Below are 21,342 nucleotides of genomic sequence, written 5' to 3' on the forward strand. Positions count from 1 at the left end.
CTTGTAGTCCTCACTCATACAACAACACGAGTTGGCCTGTGCTGCACCAACGTTCTTTTTTTATCTAGCGGTTACGCCCTAACACGCACGTAGCTACCCGGCGCAGCACCCAACGATGGGTAATGCGCATTGCCCGTGTTTTTAGGCGCAGGCACATCGGCCCCGCTATGCATTTGCAACCACTGCATCCAGTCACCCCACCAACTACCGGGCAACTGCTGAGCCTGCTCAAACCACTGCTCAGAATCCAGACCTTTATCTAAACCGCCTGGTTGTACTTGCGTCCAATAATGACGCTTTTGATCTGCAGGAGGATTAATCACCCCTGCTATATGTCCTGACGCCCCCAACACGAAACGCACATCGCCTTGCAACAACTGCGCACTACGGTAAGCACTGTGCCATGGCACGATATGGTCGTCTTTGGAACCATACACATAGGTAGGCATCGACAATGTGTTCAATGTCAATGTATGACCATTAATACCTACGCCTTCTGGTTTCTTTAGGTTATTTTCCAGATATGTATTGCGGAAGTACCACGTAAAGAATGGCCCGGGCAAATTAGTGCCATCCGCATTCCAATACAGCAAGTCAAAGGCAGGCGGTGTTTTACCTTTTAAATAATTGTCGGTTACGTAATTCCAGACCAACTCTGCCGGACGCAAGAAGGCAAACGTAGTGGCCAACTCATTCGCTGCCAGCAATCCACCAGAACCTATTTGCCATTCCCTAAAACACGCCAAGGCCTCATCCACAAAGACCTGCAAAGCGCCTACGTCTTCGAAATCCAGCATAGTAGTGAGCAGTGTTAACGCATTCACAGGATGCTCACCCTGCGCTGCAGCCATGCTCAAGGCTGAACTTAATAACGTGCCGCCCACACAAAAGCCCAGCGCATTGATTTTGGACTGCTGCGTGATATCGCGCACCACATCAATGGCCTGTAACACGCCACTGTCTAGGTAATCGCCCCATGTTGCAGTGGCAATAGAGTCTTGATCATCTGCTAACGGGTTACGCCACGACATCAAAAAGACTTGATAGCCCTGCTCTACCGCATGCTTCACAAAGGAATTACGAGGCTGTAAATCTAAAATATAGTATTTGTTGATACACGGTGGCACGACCAATAACGGGGTAGCCTTAACCGTGGCTGTAGCAGGGCGATAATGCAGCAACTCAAACAAGGCATTGCGATACACCACATCACCCGCAGTAGTAGCTAGGTTCTCGCCAAGCTGAAACTGACTTTCATCGGTTTGGCTGAGCCTACCTTTTTGCAAATCTTCCCAGAAGTTCTTGGCGCCCGCCATCAAGCTTGCTCCTTGTGAGAACAACAAGTCTTGCTGTACGTCTGGATTCGTTGCCAAGAAGTTCGCGGGGGAAATAGCTTCTATCCATTGCATCAGCGCAAAGGAGAGCCGTTGCTGCTGCTCAACCCCTATAGAGGCTTGGTCTGCCAGTTTTTGTAGCGTGTCGGCGTAGAGCTCCCATACATGGGCAGCCATCAACGATTGGGGATGCGATTGCCACGCACCACTTTTGAAGCGGCGGCTTTTTGGGGTTCCCAAAGCCGCTTGCGCAGCGGCCTCTTGCAACGCCTGCCAGCGCTGTTCGAAGTCGGCACGAATAGCCTGTAAATCATCAGAGTCGATGAAAAAAGAAAGAGGGTGTACAGCAGCCTCAGCCATCGTAATTTGTCTCCCTGTTGCTAAAGCTATCTATGAGCTTTTATTGAACGGTCCAACAACTAATCACAGGCAGCAAGCTTGCATGACAAGAAACGCGCAACGCCTTTCACTTGCCGCCACACCTACACTTTGTAACATCCAGAATAAACAACTAGGCTTGGCTTTGCAACCACGCTACTGTCACGAGCCGCCCAGTGGATGCCTGACGCCTATAAGAGTAATAGCGGTCAGCACGCTCGTAGCTGCACTCACCACTTAAGGCTACAGAAATATTGCCATCGCAATGCTGATGCAAACGGTAGCGCGCAATGCCCGGTAAGTCGGCAAAGTATTTACCAGCAGTCCCTGCTGGCACGAAATACATGCCGTAGTGAGCATCGTTAGCTAGAAATGCCTCACGTACCTCTGCCCCTACCTCAAAGTGTTGCTGGCTGATTGCCGGCCCCACCCATGCGTACAACGGACCCGTAGTAGCGGTTTTAGACCACATTTGATCTACCATGCGCTCTAACACTCCCGATGCCAGCCCTCGCCATCCAGCGTGTGCGGCTCCCAGTACGCCTCCTAAGGGATCATACACCACTACAGGCAGACAATCCGCCGTCATGATCGCTAAAACCTTATTGGCTTGCGTCGTAATAGCGGCATCCGCTTGCGGCGTTTCAGTACCTGAGGGTACATACGCATCCGCATCCAAGACACCCGTGCCATGCACTTGCTGCAACCATACCGGCTCACTAGGCACACTTTGTCTCAGCAATGCACGGTTGGCCGCCACATCAGCAGCAGCATCTGAGCAATGCGCCCCCAGATTCAGTCCATCCCAGTCGCCCTGACTATAGCCGGGATAACGCAAACTGCTGAAATAAGAACAACCGGCCCATGTAGGGCCGGTAATCGTAGATATCTTTAAGGGATTTTCCATTCAATGCACTCCCGTACAGCGTTCATATCATCCGGTAACGCTGACTCGAACTGCACCCACTGCCCTGTTGCAGGGTCCTCAAAACCCAGCCCTCTGGCATGCAGCATCTGACGCTCAGCGCCCAACATATTTTTACCGCCATACAACTCATCGCCTAGCAGTGGGTGTTTTTGGCTAGCCAGATGCACACGAATTTGATGTGTACGGCCAGTCTCAAGTTTGCACACTACCTCACTAAAGGCAATACCGCGCTCGGCCAAGCCATGACGTAAACAGTGGAAATGCGTTATAGCTTCACGTGGTGCCGAACCATTCACCGCCATACGTACAGGCACATGAGGATCGCGACCTATAGGTATATTGATGGTGCCTTCAGGCGCTACAAAACCATGCACCAGTGCTCGGTACTCGCGTTTGACACTGCGGCTTTGCAATTGACGTACCAAATGCGTTTGCGCGGTTTCTGTACGGGCCACCACCATCAAGCCTGATGTCATCTTATCTAAGCGGTGCACAATACCAGCGCGTGCCACCGAAGCCAGCTCAGGATAACGGTACAGTAGCCCATTCAGTAATGTACCTGTCCAGTTTCCAGCACCCGGATGCGTCACCAAGCCAGCAGGCTTATTTACCACAATCCAATGCGCACTTTCTTCAAGCACTGGGAAATCCACAGGTTCTGCAGTAAAAGCAGTGGATTCAGGTGCCGCCTGTTCCTGCACCGTGATAACATCGCCGGGGTACAAGATATGGCGTGTACGCACTACTTGCTGGTTCACCTGAACATGCCCATCCTCGATCCAGGACTGCAGTCGGCTGCGCGAATGCTCTGGCAACAATAAGGCCAGTGTTTTGTCTAAGCGCTCTGGTTCCTGAGTGATAGGTAACACAAAGCGACGCTCCTCCGTTGTCTCGTCCAACAGAGGATCGTGTAAATTTTTTTCAGTATTAGTGTCTTGCATAGCAACAAATCATATAATCAGTCTGAAATGCTAACACCAAGGATGCTTCTGTGACTCGTCTTGCTCGTTTTTTTCTATCTCGGATCGCTAATCTTCAACGCTATGCCAAAGCTTTGGCAACACTCTGCGTAGTAGTAGCGATCGCGGGTTGTGGTGCCACCAAGCCTACCGTAGACCCTACTGCAGGCTGGACAGCAGAAAAGCTTTACCAAGATGCGCGTGAAGAAATGAACGCTGGCAACTGGAAAGCCGCCCGTACTCGATTGGAAGCCATTGAAGCTCGCTACCCATTTGGCACTTATGCGCAACAGGCACTGATTGACCAAGCCTACATTAACTGGAAAGACGAAGAGCCAGAGCAAGCCTTGGCTGCTATTGACCGTTTCCAGAAGCAATACCCTAATCACCCCGGCAGCGACTACATGCTGTACCTCAAAGGGCTGATTACCTTTACTCCGCCTAGCGCAATGTTGACGCGTTTCACACGACAAGACCCCAGCGAGCGTGATCCACAAGGTTTGCGTGAGTCGTACGAGTCATTTAACGAGCTGATCAACCTATACCCTGAGAGCCGTTATGCGGCTGATGCGAAACAACGTATCACCTGGTTGGTAAGCACGATTGCTGAAAACGAAGTACACGTTGCCGAGTATTACTACAAGCGTGGCGCCTATGTGGCTTCCATTAACCGTGCACAACGCGTCATTACCGATTTCCACGGTGTAGCCATTGCAGAAAAAGCGCTGTACTTGATGTACTTGTCTTACGACAAACTGGGTGAAAGCGCATTGCGTGATGACACCAAACGCATCATGGACGAAAACTTCCCTGATAGCATTTTGTGGAAACAAGGCTTGGATACGCCTAGCAACTACTGGAACCCTATTAACTGGTTCTAAGCGCGATTCACGAATAAAAAAAGGCTGCCAAAGGCAGCCTTTTTTTATTCCTCGTGTTGCTTATCTTTGAAAAAAGCCAATGCGCGTTGTGGATCACGTGTACGCGAAAAAGGTGGCAACCCACGCCACAACAATTTGCCATAGGGCTTATCGACAATACGCGCATCGCCTACCACCAACACCCCCCAATCTTGCTCCGTACGAATTAACCGCCCTGCCCCCTGTTTTAAGGCAATAGCCGCATCGGGCAATTGGTACTCCATAAACGGATTACCGCCTCGTTCTCTGCAGGCATTGATACGGGCTTCGAGCACAGGATCATCGGGCGGCGCAAACGGCAGCTTATCAATCGCCACCAAGGTCAGCGCATCACCCGGCACGTCAATACCTTCCCAGAAGCTAGCACTGCCCACCAACACCATGTTGTGACCATTACGAAACTCTTCCAACAGCACACGTCGTGAGCGCTCTCCTTGACGCAGCAAAGGCCTAGTGATGCCTAAGTCTTCAAATCGTTCTTGCAGCAGCTCGGCAATACGCTCAACAGAACGCAGTGTCGTACACAACACCAACACACCACCTTTAGCTTGCTGAATCAGCGGCATGAGCAACTCCACAAAGCGCTCATTGAATTGCGGCGACGACGGTATAGGCAAACTATTGGGCACAAACATCAGCCCTTGCTGAGGATAATCAAACGGAGACGGCCACACTTCGGTACGGGCTTGCCACAGGCCTAACTGGTGCACGAAGTGGGCAAAGTTACCGTGCACCGACAAGGTAGCCGATGTCAGCACCCATGCTTGATGCGGCTCTCGGTAGCGCGAGAATATCTTCGCTACCGACAGCGGCGCACTGTGAAAACGCAATGAGGTTTGTGTGTGCTCAACCCAACGCACCATTTCATCTGCCGCCGACTCTTTTAACTCGGCTGAAGCCGTATCAGGCGCTAACGCATGACGCCCTTGCCTATCCGGCTGACTCCATAAAAACAACCGCGCACGCAAGAGCAATGCTTGTTTATGGGCCGCACCCAAGTCAGGGTGTTTTTCTGCCAGCATATCCAGCAGCTTGATAATTTTGTCTAGTTTTTCCAGCAAAACCTCTAAAGCTTCATCAAAAGCCTCAGGCTCTGGAATCATTTCAAAGGTGGCACGCGCACCTGGCATCTTGGCTACCTCAGCCGTAGCCAACCGCAAATCCCTACAGGCTTGTTCTAACGCACCTGAAACAGCACTCCAGTCCACCACACCACGCGCATGCCCTAAACCCGCCACCTCGGTTTGACGCGCCAAATCTAGCAAGTGATGCAACGATACCGACGTACCTAAGAATCGGGTGGCCACATCAGGCAACTGGTGAGCTTCGTCAAACACCACCGTATCTACTGCGGGCAGCAAGTCGGTAATGCCCTCTTCACGCAAGGCTAAATCAGCCATAAAGAGAGCATGGTTCACCACCACTACGTCAGCCTCTTGAGCTTTACGGCGTGCTTTCAACACAAAGCAATCACCCACATAAGGACAATCTTGGCCTAAGCAGTTTTCACGGGTTGAGGTCACACGCGACCAGATCTCAGCATCTTCAGGAATACTCGCCAACTCTGACTTATCGCCTGAACTGCTGGTTTCGCTAAAACGTTGGATTTCACGCATCCACGCGACTTCTCGTCTCGAGGCAAAACCACGGCCGTCCTGCTCGGTACGCTCTAAGTGATAATGGCACACATAATTGCCCCGGCCTTTCAGCAACGCCACTTGCACAGGCAAACCTAAGGCTTTACGCAAGTGTGGCAAATCGCGCCTAAACAACTGATCTTGTAAGGTACGCGTACCTGTGGATACCAATGCTTTAGAGCCACTCAGGAATACAGGAACCAAATACGCCCAGGTCTTCCCTGTGCCTGTACCTGCCTCGGCAATCAGGATTTCGTGATCGGTAATCGCCTTATGAATAGAGCGTGCTAGCTCTAATTGGCCCATACGCAAATGGTAGTGCTGCACAGACTCCGCTAAAGGTCCACCCTCAGCAAAAATTTCGTCAAGTTCCTGTGTCAGCATAGTCATAGTTCTTTCAATATCTCTGCACGGCTCTATAATCAAAGCCGATCATTTTTACTGGGTTCCCGTTCATACACGGGATTCACGTCAGCCTCCGGCATGGCACCAAGCCCGACCTTTTGTTTTTTGGCCGTATTGAATCCATGACAACTACCCCCTCCCCTTCCCCGCGTACCATTGACCAAAACCGTATTTTGCAGCAGCTCGCAACCGAGTTGAGCATACGCCCTAATCAGGCCACTGCGGCAGTGGGTTTGCTGGATGATGGTGCCACCGTACCGTTTATTGCCCGTTACCGTAAAGAAGCCACCGGCGGTCTAGATGATGGTGTACTACGCGAGTTGGAAGTGCGCTTATTGTATCTGCGCGAACTGGAAACCCGTCGTATCGCCATTTTAGATTCGATTGAGCAACAAGGTAAGCTCAATCCCGAACTTCTTTCTGAAATCTCCTCGGCGGATACCAAACAGCGCCTAGAAGACTTATACACCCCTTACAAACCCAAACGTCGTACCCGTGCTCAAATTGCCCGTGAGGCCGGTTTGGAAGCATTGTTGCAAAACATTCTGGACAACCCCACCAGCGACCCGCTGGTACTGGCTGAAGCCTTTGTGGGTGAAGCACCGTTTGATAGTAGCAAAGCTGCATTAGATGGTGCTCGTGACATTCTGTCTGAGAACCAAGCCGAAAATGCCGATCTACTGGCCAAGCTTCGTGAATACCTATGGAACAGCGGTTTGCTGTATGCCAAAGTGGTAGAAGGCAAAGAGCAAGAAGGCAACAAATTCCAAGACTGGTTTGATTTTAGCGAAACCCTGCGCACCCTGCCTTCACACCGTACGCTCGCCCTACTACGTGGCCGCCAGCAAGGCGTACTGACGCTACGTTTAGGCCTAAGCGAAGAACAAGAGGCGCTACACCCTCACCCCTGCATCGAACGTATTGCCGAGCTTAGCGACAGCCCTGCGCGGTTTGACAGCCAAGCCACTGCACACGAAGCTTGGATGGCTGAAGTATGCCGCTGGACATGGCGTGTGAAACTCTTGACCTTGTTTGAAACCGAACTGATTACTCGTTTGCGTGAACAAGCCGAACAAGAAGCCACCCGTGTTTTTGCCGCCAACCTACGTGACTTGTTGCTAGCAGCCCCCGCAGGCCATAAGTCTGTACTAGGCTTAGACCCAGGTATTCGTACCGGCGTGAAAGTAGCCGCTATTGATACCACAGGCAAACTGCTGGATACCGCGACTATCTACCCATTCGAGCCACGCCGTGACGTAGAAGGCAGCTTGAAAACCTTGGCCGCTATCGCTAAGAAACACAACATTGAGTTGGTCGCAGTAGGTAACGGTACCGCATCACGCGAAACTGAAAAACTGGTTTCCGAGCTGCAAAGCCGTCACCCTGAACTGAAATTCACCCGTGTATCCGTCTCTGAAGCAGGTGCATCGGTATACTCAGCCTCTGAATTAGCAGCCAAAGAATTCCCCGAATTGGACGTAAGCTTGCGTGGCGCTGTATCTATCGCCCGTCGCTTGCAAGACCCTCTGGCTGAATTGGTAAAAATTGAACCTAAAGCCATTGGCGTAGGCCAATACCAGCACGATGTGAACCAACGCGAACTGGCTCGCTCGTTAGAAGCCGTTGTTGAGGATTGTGTGAACGCGGTAGGTGTAGATGTGAACACAGCTTCAGCCCCATTGTTGATGCACGTATCTGGCTTGAACGCCACCCTGGCTAAAAACATTGTGGAATGGCGTAACAGCAATGGTGCATTCATGTCCCGCAAGCAATTGTTGGATGTACCTCGTTTCGGCCCTAAAGCGTTTGAGCAAGCAGCAGGCTTCCTACGTATCCCGAACGCCGAAAACCCGCTGGATGCCTCTGCTGTTCACCCAGAAGCCTATCCCGTTGCCGAACGCATCTTGGCTCGTATTCAAAAACAAGCCAAAGAAGTGATGGGTCAAAGCGGTGCGCTGAAAGGGCTATCCCCTAACGACTTCACCGACGAACGTTTTGGTTTGCCTACTGTTCAGGATATTTTCTCTGAGTTTGAAAAACCTGGCCGCGATCCTCGCCCTGAATTCAGCACAGCTACCTTCATGGAAGGCGTCACCAAGATCTCTGATTTGATCCCCGGCATGACGCTAGAAGGCGTAGTGACCAACGTAGCTAACTTTGGTGCTTTTGTGGATGTGGGCGTACACCAAGACGGTTTAGTACACATCTCGGCACTGTCCGATCAGTTTGTGAGCGACCCACGCGATGTAGTGCGTGTAGGTCAAACGGTGAAGATCAAAGTACTGGAAGTAGACGTACCACGTAAACGCATTAGCTTAACGATGCGTTTGAACGATGATTTACCTAGCTCTGGTAGCAGTGATCGGCCGGCTAGCAACAAAGGCCAACGCAATAACAATCGCGCTCCACAGCAACGTCGTGAAGAACCAGTGGTGAACAATGCTATGGCTGCAGCGTTTGCCAAGCTGCGTAAGTAATACGCGTTAGGCTGATGTTCAAAAATGGCTCCTTTTAGGGGCCATTTTTTATTGCGAGGGACACAGCTACCATTGCTCAAGAAAGAGCTGTAAACCTCTCCTCATTCAGACCAACCCGGGGGACGGAGAGGAAACTTTTTTGATTTGGTAGTCAAATCACAAAAAGTATTCCTGCAGTCCCCAGCGTGTGCGATGAGTGCTGCACAAACGAACTCACCACTGGATGCAGTAGTTGGCACTGCGAAAAGTATTTTTTAATTTGTACACCAAATAAAAAAATACTTTCCTCCGTTTTCCCTTCATCGCTTGCAACGGTTTCGGTACGGTTGCAACTGAAGATGATGAGTACTTCTGTGGCTAAGAAAGAGTCATTCCTCCCATCCCTTTAACCAGCCCCCCCCCCTATCGCTAAGAGTAGATAAAAATAGCCAAGCGCTTCACAGAATGCCACAAGTCCCTCTCACTCAAAAAAGGGCTGTAAACCTCATCACATTCAGAACAACCTTGGTGGAGTGGAGGTGATTTTTTTGATTTGATGCCTCAACTCACAAAAAGCTTTTCCGCAATCTCCAACGCATGCAATGAATGCTGCCTCAACATGCTCACCAATAACAGCCATAGCTTGCAACGAGTTGTGGGTAAGTTGCCGTTGAAGGTGATGGATAGTTCTGTCGCTGAAAATACCGCGACTAAAGAAAGGGCTGTAAACCTAGCCACATTCAAAACAATCGGGGGACGGAGAGGAAACTTTTTTGATTTGGTGTCTCAAATCACAAAAAGTATTCCTGCAGTCCCCAGCATATGCGATGAATCCCTACCCACATACACCACAAACACTTGCTAAGGCATCAACCATTGCGACGCAACGAATGCAACCTCAGCATACTCACATTAGCGCCCCACAACACGTGTGCTATGCATGCCGTAATACCCCATCAGTCATCACCGCCTGACCAATAAAAAATGGCCCCTAAATTAGGAGCCATTTTTACTACTCAGACACAAGACTGCAGCGCTTACTCCGCCCGCATCCCCTCCAAGGTTTCCAGCAAAGCATCCAGCTCAGCAACTGGCAAGCTGGCAACTTTAGCGCCCTCTACCACTACCAACGCCTCATCACCAGCCACGTCAAATTGGCTACGATCATTCAGTGCAGCCAAAGCCTTCTGTGCCATCCCAGCCTGACGCGGATCAGCAAACACTTCGGATACCAACAACTCTGTACCCGCTGCGTCCAACAAACGGAAGCGGAAGCCTTCTTCTTCACGGAAGCTGACAAAGCGGCCTTTACGTGCTGCTTTTTTCTCGGCTGGTGCAGAAACTGCCACACGCTTTGCTTTACGCAAGCCTACCGCATCACGCACTTTTTCCATCAAAGGTTCTGTGTAGCGGCGTGCTTTAGCAGCACCGGCCAACAGAATGTCTTCGATATCATCAGGACGAGACAGCAAGTCTTGGTAATGATCACGCATAGGAGCCAAGTGATCATTCAGCAAGGTGAACAAGGCATTTTTAGCATCGCCCCAGCCCATGCCGCGCTCGAGTTCGGCTTTCAGCGCAATAGTTTGTGCATCACTGGCAAAGCCTTTGTAGATCTGGAAGATCATCGAAGCGTCGGCATCTTTAGGCTCACCAGGCTGACGAGAGTCCGTCACGATGCGCATAATGGCTGCTTTCAATTCTGCTTCTGAGCTTTCAAACAGCGGAATAGTGTTGTCATAGCTCTTGGACATTTTGCGACCATCTAGGCCCGGCAAGATAGCGACGTTTTCTGCAATCTGCACCTCGGGCAACACAAAGGTTTCACCATACATGTGGTTGAAACGCTGAGCGATATCGCGTGCCATTTCCAAGTGCTGAACTTGGTCACGACCTACGGGGACTTTGTTGGCGTTAAAAATCAGAATGTCAGCAGACATCAATACAGGGTAGCAATACAACCCCATCGTCACGCCGTCATCCAGCTCTACGCCTTTAGCCGCGTTTTGGTCTTGAGCCGCTTTGTAAGCGTGCGCACGATTCATCAAGCCTTTAGAGGTGACACAGCTGAGTACCCAATTCAACTCGGGGATTTCAGGAATATCAGACTGACGGTAAAACGTTGCTTTATCCGTATCCAGACCTGCGGCTAGCCACGTAGCTGCCAACGCTTGGCGCGAACGGGCCACCCGTTCTGGGTCATCGCATTTCACTAATGCGTGGTAGTCGGCCATAAAAAAGAAGGCGTCGTTACCCGTTTGGCGACTCATTTGAATCGCAGGTTGGATAGCGCCAGCATAATTTCCCAAATGAGGGATACCCGACGTCGTGATGCCTGTAAGAATACGTGTGCTCATCAGATCAAGACTTTTAAAAACAATTAGTAAGTTAGAGGGTCACGGCGCTGCGGCGCTCGGACTCCAGATACTCTTTAGACTGCATTTCTACCAGACGTGAGACTGTACGGTGGAATTCAGAAGCCATAGGGCCTTCCACATACAACTCATCTGGATCACATTCTGCCGAGATAATCAGTTTGACTTGGTGGTCATACAGCACGTCCACCAACCATGTAAAGCGGCGAGCAGCCGATGCATCACGCACAGTCATACGCGGCACATCAGACAATATCACCGTCTGAAAGCGGCTCACCAGATCTAAGTAATCGTTCTGGGAACGCGGCCCCTCACACAGCACATCAAAACCGAACCACGCCACACTACCACTGCGGGCAACCATCGGCAAGGTGCGATTTTCAATTTCAATGGTGGGTTCCATCGGAGCGGTATCAGACAACTTGTCGAAGACCGACTGTAGGTGCGCACGACTTTCATCATTCAGAGGCGTAAAATACGCCTTCACTTGCTCTAACGAACGGCGACGGTAGTCTACCCCTGTATCGATGGTCAACACGCTCATACGGCTTTTAATCAGCGCAATAGCCGGCAAGATGCGATCACGATGTAAACCGTCAGGGTACAAACTATCGGGTGGATAGTTTGAGGTCATCACAAAGCACACACCACGCTCATACAAGCCCAACAAGAGCTTATACAAGATCATGGCATCAGCAATGTCTGACACATGAAACTCATCAAAACAAATCAGACGGTAGCGATCAGCAATAACCTGTGCCACTGCCTCTAGCGGGTCTGCTTGGCCTTTGAAATTATTTAACTGCTGATGCACGCTGCGCATAAATTCGTGGAAGTGCAGGCGTGTTTTACGCTCTATGGGCACGCTACGATAAAACGCATCCATTAAAAAGCTCTTACCACGCCCTACCCCACCCCACAGGTACACGCCTTCGGGTGGAGCTTCTTTGGAAAACCAACGCTTCATCAATGAACGCTGACTACGTTCATAAGCCTGAAGTTCATCGGAAAAGCGTTGCAAGCGATCGATACCTGCCAATTGGGCAGCATCAGCCTCGTAACCACGCTCTGCCAGAGCATCCTTGTAATATTGACGAACAGACATGTAAATGCAGTGAAAACAGTAAAACGACCAGTATAAACCCTTAACTACTACGGGTCTGATCTAAGAAGCATAACGTCGCAAGACGCGTACAAAGCATGTGGCTGACTGCAACATTATGGCCATAAAAAAAGCAGGCCTAGGCCTGCTTTTTCCTGCACAAAACTGGATTAGAAGTTCAGCGCACGTTTGTCCACTGCCAAAGCGGCTTCTTTCAGCGCTTCGGACAATGTTGGGTGAGCATGGCAAATACGAGCGATGTCTTCAGACGCGCCACGGAATTCCATGATAGTCACGGCTTCTGCAATCAGCTCAGAAGCCATAGGACCTACGATGTGTACGCCCAATACTTCGTCTGTTTTCGCATCAGCCAATACTTTCACGAAACCGGTAGTATCGCCCAGCGCACGTGCACGGCCGTTAGCCATGAATGGGAAGCTGCCAGCGCGGTAGTCGCGGCCTTCTTTTTTCAGTTGCTGCTCGGTTTTACCTACCCAAGAGATTTCTGGGGATGTGTAGATAACCCAAGGCACTGTGTCGAAGTTCACGTGAGGGTGTTGGCCAGAGATACGCTCAGCCACTGCAACACCTTCCTCTTCGGCTTTGTGAGCCAGCATAGGGCCACGTACTACGTCACCCACTGCCCATACGTTAGGCAAGTTGGTCAGGCAGTCGTCATCTACGACAACGAAACCACGCTCGTCTAGTTTCAGACCTACGGTTTCAGCACCCAGACCATCAGTGTTAGGTACACGGCCAATGGATACGATCAGACGATCTACTTTCAGGGATTGCTCGGCACCAGCAGCATCCTCAAAGCTAACTTCTACGCCTTTGCCTTTGCTATCGATGCCTTTAACTTTGACACCCATCTGGATGTTCAAGCCTTGTTTGGTCAGCGCTTTCAGGGCTTCTTTAGCCACATCACGGTCAGCGGCTGCCAAGAAATCAGTAGCACCTTCCAAGATTGTTACTTCAGCACCCAAACGACGCCATACGCTACCCAGTTCTAGACCGATCACACCAGCACCAATCACGCCCAGTTTTTTAGGTACAGAAGCGAAACGCAGTGCGCCGTCGTTGGACACTACTTTTTCTTCGTCGAAAGGCAGGTCAGGGAATTGACGAGCGGAAGAACCTGTAGCCACAACCACGTGTTTTGCGATCAGCTCTTCAGCATCTTTACCGTCAACTTTAATTGACCAGCCTGCATCTACTTTAGCGTTGAACGCTGCTTTACCGTGGAAGAAACTAACTTTGTTCTTTTTGAACAGGTACAAAATACCTTGGTTGTTCTGAGTGACTACGGTGTCTTTACGACCCAGCAATGCGTCCAGTTTCAGGCCCAAACCTTTAACTTCGATACCGTGCTCAGCAAAGTGTTTGCCAGCTTGTTCGTAGTGCTCGGAAGACTGCAACAGCGCTTTGGAAGGAATACAACCTACGTTGGTGCATGTACCGCCAGGAGCTGCTTTACCACTTGCATCGCTCCACGCATCCACACACGCTACCGTCATACCCAACTGGGCAGCACGGATCGCAGCAATGTACCCACCAGGACCAGCACCAATCACTACTACATCAAATTGTTTTGCCATTTTCTTACCTTTAGCTTTTTCGTGCAGCTCAACAGTAGCCCTTGTATACACAAACAGGACTGGAGCTCTTCATTGCGAAGTACTGCACTGAAAATAAGACCGGCCAGATACGGTGCGCATCTGGCCGAACCATTAAAACATGATCAAAGACCCGATGCTAGATTAAATATCCAGCAACAAACGCTGAGGATCTTCCAGCGCTTCTTTCATGGTAACCAAAGCCAAAACAGCTTCACGGCCATCAATGATACGGTGATCGTAAGACATTGCTAGATAGTTCATTGGACGAATAACGATCTGACCGTTTTCAACCACTGCACGCTCTTTAGTCGCGTGGATACCCAAGATAGCTGACTGAGGTGGGTTGATGATTGGTGTGGACAACATGGAACCGAATACACCACCGTTGGAGATAGAGAAGGTACCACCGGTCAACTCTTCCAGAGTCAGTTTGCCATCACGAGCACGTGCACCGAAGTCAGCGATTTGCTGTTCGATTTCGGCAATGCTCAGTTGGTCAGCGTTACGCAGAATAGGTACAACCAAACCACGTGGGCTACCTACAGCGATACCGATATCAAAGTAACCGTGGTAAATGATGTCTTTGCCATCAACAGAAGCGTTGATGATAGGGTATTTTTTCAGCGCGGCAACAGCTGCTTTCACAAAGAAAGAAGTGAAGCCCAGTTTCACGCCGTGCTCTTTCTCGAACACGTCTTTGTACTGTTTACGCAGATCCATCACAGCCTGCATGTTCACTTCGTTGAACGTAGTCAGGATGGCGTTTTCTTGTTGAGATTGCAGCAGACGCTCAGCAACACGAGCGCGCAGACGGCTCATAGGTACGCGTTGTTCTGGACGGCCATCCAAAGACACACCGATAGGAGCGGCAGGCGCAGCAGCTTTTTGTGCGCTACCCGCTTGTGCGTTTACGGCGTCTTCTTTGGTTACGCGACCACCACGACCGGAACCTGCAACGTTTTCAACTTCCAGACCTTTTTCAGCCAGGATTTTTGCAGCCGCAGGAGAAGCAGCAGCAATCGTTGTGGATTTTTCTGCAGGCGCAGCGGCTGGTGCAGCAGCAGGCGCTGGAGCAGCTTCTGCTTTAGGCGCGGCAGCGGCTGTAGCAGCTGTATCAATACGAGCCAATACTTCACCAGCCAATACTGTAGCGCCGTCGCCTTTAACGATCTCTACCAGTACGCCAGCAGCAGGAGCTGGAACTTCCAACACTACTTTGTCAGTTTCAACGTCGATCAGAATTTCGTCAGCGCTAACGGCTTCACCAGGTTGCTTTTTCCACTCAAGCAAGGAGGCTTCAGAAACAGACTCAGACAGCTGAGGAACTACAACTTCGATAATAGACATAATATTTTCTTTCCGTAAATGTGTGTATTTGCTAAAAGTGGTCCCGCTTATTTAACCAGCGAGAAGCCCTTGATTCGTGGTGAAAAGGCTTGCTCTAGCAAGGCTTTATGTTGTTCTTGGTGTTTAGCCAAGTAACCCACTGCAGGCGAGGCTGATGCGGGACGACCTGCATAGCTCAACTTCTGACCTTCAGCCATATTTTCAATCAGGTGATGCTGTATGTAGAACCAAGCACCTTGGTTCTGAGGCTCATCTTGCACCCATACTACTTCTTTCAGGTTGGGGTACTGCTGAACAACCGATTGGAAGGATTTATGTGCAAATGGGTACAGCTGTTCTACACGAACAACCGCTACATCACCACGCTGCTGCGCTTCACGCTCGGCAACGAGGTCGTAGTACACCTTACCCGAACACACCAACAAACGTGTGACGTCTGCTGATTTGATGTCCTCGTTTACTTCGGCAATGATAGGCTGGAATTTGCTGCCTTCAGACAAATCACTCAATGGCGAAGTCGCTGCTTTGTTTCGCAGCAAGGACTTAGGCGTAAACAGCACCAGCGGTTTACGGAAAGGACGAATCATCTGGCGGCGCAATACGTGGAAAATCTGCGCACCAGTTGTGGGTTGAACCACTTGAATATTGTTATCAGCACAAGACTGCAAGAAGCGCTCAATACGTGCAGAGGAGTGCTCTGGACCTTGGCCTTCGTAGCCGTGTGGCAGCATCATGGTTAGACCACAATGACGACCCCATTTTGCTTCGCCGGAGCTGATGAACTGATCGATTACCACTTGGGCACCGTTCACGAAGTCACCAAACTGTGCTTCCCAGATCGTCAGAATGTTAGGTTCAGCGGAGGCATAACCGTACTCAAACGCCAATACTGCTTCTTCAGACAGTACAGAGTCGATCACCAAGAAAGAAGCTTGGTTTTCGGAAATGTTTTGCAGAGGAATGTAGGTACCATCATCCCAGCGCTCACGTTTTTGGTCGTGCCATACAGAATGACGGTGGCTAAACGTACCACGGCCAGAGTCTTGACCTGTAATACGTACGGCGTAGCCTGTATTCACCAAAGAGGCAAATGCCAAGTGCTCACCCATACCCCAGTCTACGTTCATTTCACCACGAACCATCGCACGACGGTCGTTCAACAAACGGTTAACCAGAGAGTGTACGGTAAAGCCTTCAGGTACTTCGGTGATGCGTTCACCCAAGCGTTTCAGTTCAGCCAGAGGCAAGCCTGTATCAGCTTGATCTGTCCATTTAGCGCTCAGGAACGGAGACCAGTCGGTGGAGTACTTGTTTTTGTAGTCTGTGAGCACAGGCTCAACAGTACGCTTACCGTCTTCCATCAACTGACGGTAGGCTTTCACCATGTCTTCTGTTTCTTCATCGGTCAGCACATTCTGGGCTACCAGTTTCTCAGCGTACAGTTTGCGTGTACCTGGGTGCTTACCAATGCTCTTGTACATCAGCGGCTGTGTCAGCGCTGGTGTATCTTGTTCGTTGTGGCCCAGTTTACGGAAACACACAATATCAACCACAACGTCGTGGCGGAATTGTTTGCGGTAATCCAAGGCCAGACGTGTCACGAACACAACGGCTTCTGGATCATCACCGTTCACGTGGAACACCGGTGCTTCGATCATTTTCACTACATCTGTACAGTACAGTGTAGAGCGCGCATCGCGTGGATCAGAAGTTGTGAAACCAATCTGGTTATTAATTACGATGTGCAATGTACCGCCTGTACCGTAACCACGTGTTTGGGCCAGGTTCAGGGTTTCCATTACTACACCTTGACCAGCAAACGCTGCGTCACCGTGTACCAGCACAGGCAATACTTGTTCACCAGTCGCATCACCGCGACGGTCTTGGCGAGCACGAGTGCTGCCCTCAACCACTGGGTTAACAATTTCCAAGTGGGATGGGTTAAACGCCAGAGACAAGTGAATTGGGCCACCACGAGTGGACAAGTCACTTGAGAAACCGTTGTGGTATTTCACGTCACCGTCAGTCAGACCTTCGGTGTAACGGCCTTCAAATTCGGCAAACAAATCACCAGGCATTTTGCCCATGATGTTTACCAGCATGTTCAGCCTACCGCGGTGAGCCATACCCACTACGATTTCCTGAATGCCGTTGTCACCAGCGTGGTTCACGACTTCGTCCATGGAAGCGATGAAGCTTTCACCACCTTCCAGCGAGAATCGTTTTTGACCTACGTATTTGGTGTGCAAGAAACGCTCTAGACCTTCTGCCTCAGTCAACTGCTGCAGAATGTTGCGTTTTTCGTCGGTATTAAATTCGAAAGAACCATGCACGGATTCTAGACGCTCTTGTATCCAACGTTTGGCTACAGGGTCGGAGATGTGCATGAACTCTGCACCAATGGATTGACAATAGGTGTCACGCAACGCTTTGAGCAAGTCGCGCAAAGTCATTGTCACATTGGTGGTGAAGTATGTGTTGGTGGCCGAGTAAACCTGATCTAGATCAGCTTCGGTCAAACCATAAAAAGAAGGATCTAACTCTGCAAAGCTCACACGCTCAGTGCGTTTCAGAGGATCCAACATGGCCAGCCTTACGCCCAAAGAGCGGTAAGCGGCGATCAGCGATTGTACCGATACCTGCTTAGCGGCAACACTCAAGTCCACTGAAGGAATGCGGGCAGCCAAAGCATTTGCTTTAGCACGCTGGGCAAAAGATTCTACGATTGGAGCGTGTGCTTGGTCACGTGTATGTTCACGACCATCGGTTGCTGGCAGATGCTGCAACTGGTCGAAATAATCACGCCATTCACCAGGCACCGCAGTGGGGTTGTCCAGATAAATCTCGTACAAATCTTCTACGTAGGCAGCGTTACTACCAAAAAGATAGGACGTGGACAGCAATTCTATTTGCGATGATGACATTATATGCTTCACCTGTCCGAGTGTTTCACTCGTAATGAGATGCAGGAATACCTTCCGCGATCACGGCCACGCCGTATAGCGGATAGCAGAGCAGAAGGCTACTTAACTACTTAACGCCTTTAAACAAGCCGTATGTAATTTAGTATACATGTGAGCCTTAAACTATGCACATCGGCTTCTTGAAAAGCCTTTACCAGAGCCACTTTGTTGCGCATACGCCAAAAAAATCAGGTCCACTTGGTACAATACATCTCTACGATTTTGTAGAACCACTTGGTTCTGCTCGCTCTTTTTGTTCCTGCCAGGCTTCAATACTTTTTCTATGTTGCGTTGCGACATGCATTACTTTGCACATTCACGCTATAACATGCAATTCACCGTAATTTGCCTGATGAACAAAAAAGAGCAAATCCGCTTTTAGCTTTTACACAGATAGATATCCCGCAGGAGCACATCAACAATGGTTGCCAAAGCAGATCTGGCCAAAATGGCGCTGGATTACCACGCTTACCCTACACCCGGAAAAATTTCGGTTACTCCCACCAAGCCTCTGGCGAATCAAGACGACTTGTCTCTTGCTTACTCCCCTGGCGTTGCTGAAGCATGTATGGCTATTCATGCAGACGGCAACGAAGCAGCGGCTAAGTACACATCCCGCGCTAACCTGGTAGGTGTGATCAGTAACGGTACTGCTGTACTAGGCCTAGGTAATATCGGCCCACTGGCATCCAAGCCCGTGATGGAAGGTAAAGGCTGCCTGTTCAAAAAATTTGCTGGCATCGATGTGTTCGACATCGAGTTGGCCGAAAACGACCCACAAAAACTGGTAGATATTATTGCTGCCATGGAGCCCACTCTGGGCGGCGTAAACCTGGAAGATATTAAAGCACCAGAGTGCTTCTACATTGAAACAGAGCTGCGCAAACGCATGAAGATCCCGGTCTTCCATGATGACCAGCACGGCACAGCAATTATTTCTACCGCGGCAATTGTTAACGGTTTGAAAGTTGTTAACAAGAAAATCGAAGACGTTAAACTCGTATGTTCTGGCGCAGGCGCTGCGGCGATTGCTTGCTTGAACTTGCTGGTAAGCTTAGGCCTGCCACGCGAACACATCTATGTGGCTGACTCTCGCGGCATTATCTGGAAAGGTCGTGAAGCAAACATGGAGCCTAGCAAGGCTCAATACGCTCAAGAAACCGACTACCGCACTTTGGCTGATGCGATTGTGGACGCAGACGTATTCTTGGGTTGCTCCGCAGCTGGCGCCTTGACACCAGAGATGCTGAAAACCATGGCTAACCAGCCATTGATTTTGGCCTTGGCTAACCCTGAGCCTGAAATCCGTCCAGAACTGGCTAAAGAAACTCGCCCAGACTGCATTATCGCTACAGGTCGTTCCGACTACCCTAACCAGGTAAATAACGTTCTGTGTTTCCCCTTCATTTTCCGTGGCGCGCTGGATTGTGGTGCTAGCGTCATTAACGAAGAAATGAAGCTGGCATGCGTGAAAGCTATTGCTGAACTCGCCGAAGCAGAGATCTATGATGACAGCGAACTAAGCTTTGGTCCTGAGTACATTATTCCTCGTCCATTTGATCCACGTTTGTTGGCACACATTGCCCCAATCGTTGCCCAAGCGGCCATGGACTCTGGTGTAGCCACACGTCCTATCGAGGACATGGAAGCCTACCGTCAGAAACTGATTGCGATGACCTATCGCTCCGGCCCTCTGATGCGCCCACTGTTCATGCAAGCGAAGCAAGAACCTAAGCGTGTTATCTACGCTGACGGTGAAGACGAGCGTGTATTGCGTGCTGTGCAATCGGCGGTAGACGAGCGTATCGCCAAACCAATTCTGGTTGGTCGCCCTTCTGTAATCGAAATGCGCATCAAACGTTTTGGCTTGCGTCTGCAACCTGGTGTAAACGTAGAAATCGTTGACCCAGAAAACGACGACCGTTTCAACGAAACATGGACCAGCTATTACCAACAACGCGCACGCTTCGGTGTAACACCTGAAGTAGCTAAAGCGACTATCCGCAAAAATAACACTTTGATTGGTGCTATGTTGCTGGAACGTGGTGATGCTGATGCCATGCTGTGCGGCGTAACCTCGCCCTTCATCAATGAGCTAAACCACATTGAAAACGTGATTGGCCTGCAAGAAGGTGCTACGACTTTCGCCGCCATGAATGCGTTGGTACTGCCTACACAAACCTTGTTCATTTGCGATACACACGTGAACGAGAACCCTAGCGCAGAACAAATCGCCAACATGACGATTCTGGCTGCACACGAAGTGCGTCGCTTTGGCGTAGAGCCTCGCGTTGCACTGCTGTCGCACTCCAACTTTGGTAGCCGCGATAACGTTTCGTCTAGAAAAATGGCTGAAGCACGTCGTTTGCTGGCTGAAATGGCGCCTGAACTGGAAGTGGATGGTGAAATGCATGCAGACTCCGCTCTGGATGACAACGTACGTTTCAAAGCCTTCCCAGACAGCACATTAAAAGCCCCTGCAAACCTGCTGATCACACCTAACTTGGATGCCGGTAACATTACCTACAACATCCTGAAAGTGACTGGTAGCGGCGGCGTAGCGATGGGCCCAATCCTGCTGGGTGCAAAACGTCCAGTACACATCCTGACCACTAGCGCTAGCGTACGTCGTATTTTGAACATGACGGCTATCGCCGTGTTGGATGCGATGGAAGAAGCAGAAAAAGCGAACTAAAAAATAACGCGACACTGCTACAAGCCCCCCCTCATTCAGGTGAGGGGTTTTTTTTATGCCTACTTCGTAACATCGTTTTTGTTCTGTAGCTAGGACACTTGCTTGCTTGCTTGCTTGCTTGCTTGCTTGCTTGCTTGCTTGCTTGCTTGCTTGCTTGCTTGCTTGCTTGCTTGCTTGCTTGCTTGCTTGCTTGCTTGCTTGCTTGCTTGCTTGCTTGCTTGCTT

The 21,342-nt window shown here is 50.3% G+C and carries 13 protein-coding genes; 3 read left to right on the forward strand and 10 right to left on the reverse strand.

Annotated features, from left to right (window positions below; all coding sequences use genetic code 11):
- Positions 1–71 precede the first annotated feature (71 nt).
- The 3 genes from ACLPHM_RS16705 to ACLPHM_RS16715 form a co-directional block, all read right to left on the reverse strand.
- Positions 72–1,694, reverse strand: a complete 1,623-nt coding sequence (locus ACLPHM_RS16705) for a PHA/PHB synthase family protein (protein ID WP_430222342.1) — start codon at positions 1,692–1,694, stop codon at positions 72–74.
- 151 nt (positions 1,695–1,845) lie between these two features.
- Positions 1,846–2,619: a peptidoglycan editing factor PgeF gene (pgeF, locus tag ACLPHM_RS16710; RefSeq protein WP_430222343.1), complete on the reverse strand. Its 774-nt coding sequence runs from the start codon at positions 2,617–2,619 to the stop codon at positions 1,846–1,848.
- A complete protein-coding gene (locus ACLPHM_RS16715; RefSeq protein ID WP_430222344.1) occupies positions 2,604–3,581 on the reverse strand; it encodes an RluA family pseudouridine synthase in 978 nt (325 codons plus the stop codon). The genes pgeF and ACLPHM_RS16715 overlap by 16 nt, the downstream gene beginning before the upstream one ends.
- Before the next feature lie 83 nt (positions 3,582–3,664).
- On the opposite strand from ACLPHM_RS16715, the gene ACLPHM_RS16720 reads away from it, so the two are divergent.
- Positions 3,665–4,480: an outer membrane protein assembly factor BamD gene (locus tag ACLPHM_RS16720; RefSeq protein ID WP_430222354.1), complete on the forward strand. Its 816-nt coding sequence runs from the start codon at positions 3,665–3,667 to the stop codon at positions 4,478–4,480.
- Positions 4,481–4,524: 44 nt separating this feature from the next.
- Here the strand turns inward: ACLPHM_RS16720 and ACLPHM_RS16725 are convergent, their stop codons facing one another.
- On the reverse strand, positions 4,525–6,540 hold the full coding sequence (locus ACLPHM_RS16725; RefSeq protein ID WP_430222345.1) for an ATP-dependent DNA helicase: 2,016 nt from the start codon (positions 6,538–6,540) through the stop codon (positions 4,525–4,527).
- A 143-nt stretch (positions 6,541–6,683) separates the two neighbouring features.
- Between ACLPHM_RS16725 and ACLPHM_RS16730 the strand changes: the two genes are divergently transcribed.
- On the forward strand, positions 6,684–9,038 hold the full coding sequence (locus ACLPHM_RS16730; protein ID WP_430222346.1) for a Tex family protein: 2,355 nt from the start codon (positions 6,684–6,686) through the stop codon (positions 9,036–9,038).
- A 1,016-nt stretch (positions 9,039–10,054) separates the two neighbouring features.
- Here ACLPHM_RS16730 and ACLPHM_RS16735 read toward each other — a convergent pair.
- The 5 genes from ACLPHM_RS16735 to ACLPHM_RS16755 form a co-directional block, all read right to left on the reverse strand.
- Positions 10,055–11,374 carry a tryptophan--tRNA ligase gene (locus tag ACLPHM_RS16735; RefSeq protein WP_430222347.1) on the reverse strand — a complete coding sequence of 440 codons (1,320 nt, stop codon included), beginning with the start codon at positions 11,372–11,374 and terminating at the stop codon, positions 10,055–10,057.
- A 31-nt stretch (positions 11,375–11,405) separates the two neighbouring features.
- Positions 11,406–12,497, reverse strand: coding sequence for a cell division protein ZapE (gene zapE / locus ACLPHM_RS16740; RefSeq protein ID WP_430222348.1), 1,092 nt, complete (start codon positions 12,495–12,497; stop codon positions 11,406–11,408).
- A gap of 167 nt (positions 12,498–12,664) precedes the next feature.
- A complete protein-coding gene (lpdA, locus tag ACLPHM_RS16745; protein WP_430222349.1) occupies positions 12,665–14,092 on the reverse strand; it encodes a dihydrolipoyl dehydrogenase in 1,428 nt (475 codons plus the stop codon).
- A gap of 162 nt (positions 14,093–14,254) precedes the next feature.
- Positions 14,255–15,460, reverse strand: a complete 1,206-nt coding sequence (odhB, locus tag ACLPHM_RS16750) for a 2-oxoglutarate dehydrogenase complex dihydrolipoyllysine-residue succinyltransferase (RefSeq protein ID WP_430222350.1) — start codon at positions 15,458–15,460, stop codon at positions 14,255–14,257.
- Positions 15,461–15,507: 47 nt separating this feature from the next.
- Positions 15,508–18,384 carry a 2-oxoglutarate dehydrogenase E1 component gene (locus tag ACLPHM_RS16755; protein ID WP_430222351.1) on the reverse strand — a complete coding sequence of 959 codons (2,877 nt, stop codon included), beginning with the start codon at positions 18,382–18,384 and terminating at the stop codon, positions 15,508–15,510.
- Between the two features lie 460 nt (positions 18,385–18,844).
- Between ACLPHM_RS16755 and ACLPHM_RS16760 the strand changes: the two genes are divergently transcribed.
- The gene (locus tag ACLPHM_RS16760) at positions 18,845–21,118 is read left to right on the forward strand and encodes an NADP-dependent malic enzyme (RefSeq protein ID WP_430222352.1); all 2,274 of its coding nucleotides are present in this window, start codon (positions 18,845–18,847) and stop codon (positions 21,116–21,118) included.
- A 31-nt stretch (positions 21,119–21,149) separates the two neighbouring features.
- On the opposite strand, the gene ACLPHM_RS16765 is transcribed toward ACLPHM_RS16760, so the two are convergent.
- The coding region (locus ACLPHM_RS16765; protein ID WP_430222353.1) for a hypothetical protein at positions 21,150–21,342 on the reverse strand (193 nt) is incomplete at its 5' end.

It is taken from the genome of Paenalcaligenes sp. Me131 (assembly GCF_050487225.1).
Lineage (GTDB): Bacteria > Pseudomonadota > Gammaproteobacteria > Burkholderiales > Burkholderiaceae_B > Paenalcaligenes.

What these genes read in the sequence shown, in the direction of transcription:
- ACLPHM_RS16705 (WP_430222342.1), bottom strand. Translation starts at nt 1,694, where the DNA reads ATGGCTGAGGCTGCTGTACACCCTCTTTCTTTTTTCATCGACTCTGAT.
- pgeF (WP_430222343.1), bottom strand. Translation starts at nt 2,619, where the DNA reads ATGGAAAATCCCTTAAAGATATCTACGATTACCGGCCCTACATGGGCC.
- ACLPHM_RS16715 (WP_430222344.1), bottom strand. Translation starts at nt 3,581, where the DNA reads ATGCAAGACACTAATACTGAAAAAAATTTACACGATCCTCTGTTGGAC.
- ACLPHM_RS16725 (WP_430222345.1), bottom strand. Translation starts at nt 6,540, where the DNA reads ATGCTGACACAGGAACTTGACGAAATTTTTGCTGAGGGTGGACCTTTA.
- ACLPHM_RS16730 (WP_430222346.1), top strand. Translation starts at nt 6,684, where the DNA reads ATGACAACTACCCCCTCCCCTTCCCCGCGTACCATTGACCAAAACCGT.
- ACLPHM_RS16735 (WP_430222347.1), bottom strand. Translation starts at nt 11,374, where the DNA reads ATGAGCACACGTATTCTTACAGGCATCACGACGTCGGGTATCCCTCAT.
- zapE (WP_430222348.1), bottom strand. Translation starts at nt 12,497, where the DNA reads ATGTCTGTTCGTCAATATTACAAGGATGCTCTGGCAGAGCGTGGTTAC.
- lpdA (WP_430222349.1), bottom strand. Translation starts at nt 14,092, where the DNA reads ATGGCAAAACAATTTGATGTAGTAGTGATTGGTGCTGGTCCTGGTGGG.
- odhB (WP_430222350.1), bottom strand. Translation starts at nt 15,460, where the DNA reads ATGTCTATTATCGAAGTTGTAGTTCCTCAGCTGTCTGAGTCTGTTTCT.
- ACLPHM_RS16755 (WP_430222351.1), bottom strand. Translation starts at nt 18,384, where the DNA reads ATGTCATCATCGCAAATAGAATTGCTGTCCACGTCCTATCTTTTTGGT.
- ACLPHM_RS16760 (WP_430222352.1), top strand. Translation starts at nt 18,845, where the DNA reads ATGGTTGCCAAAGCAGATCTGGCCAAAATGGCGCTGGATTACCACGCT.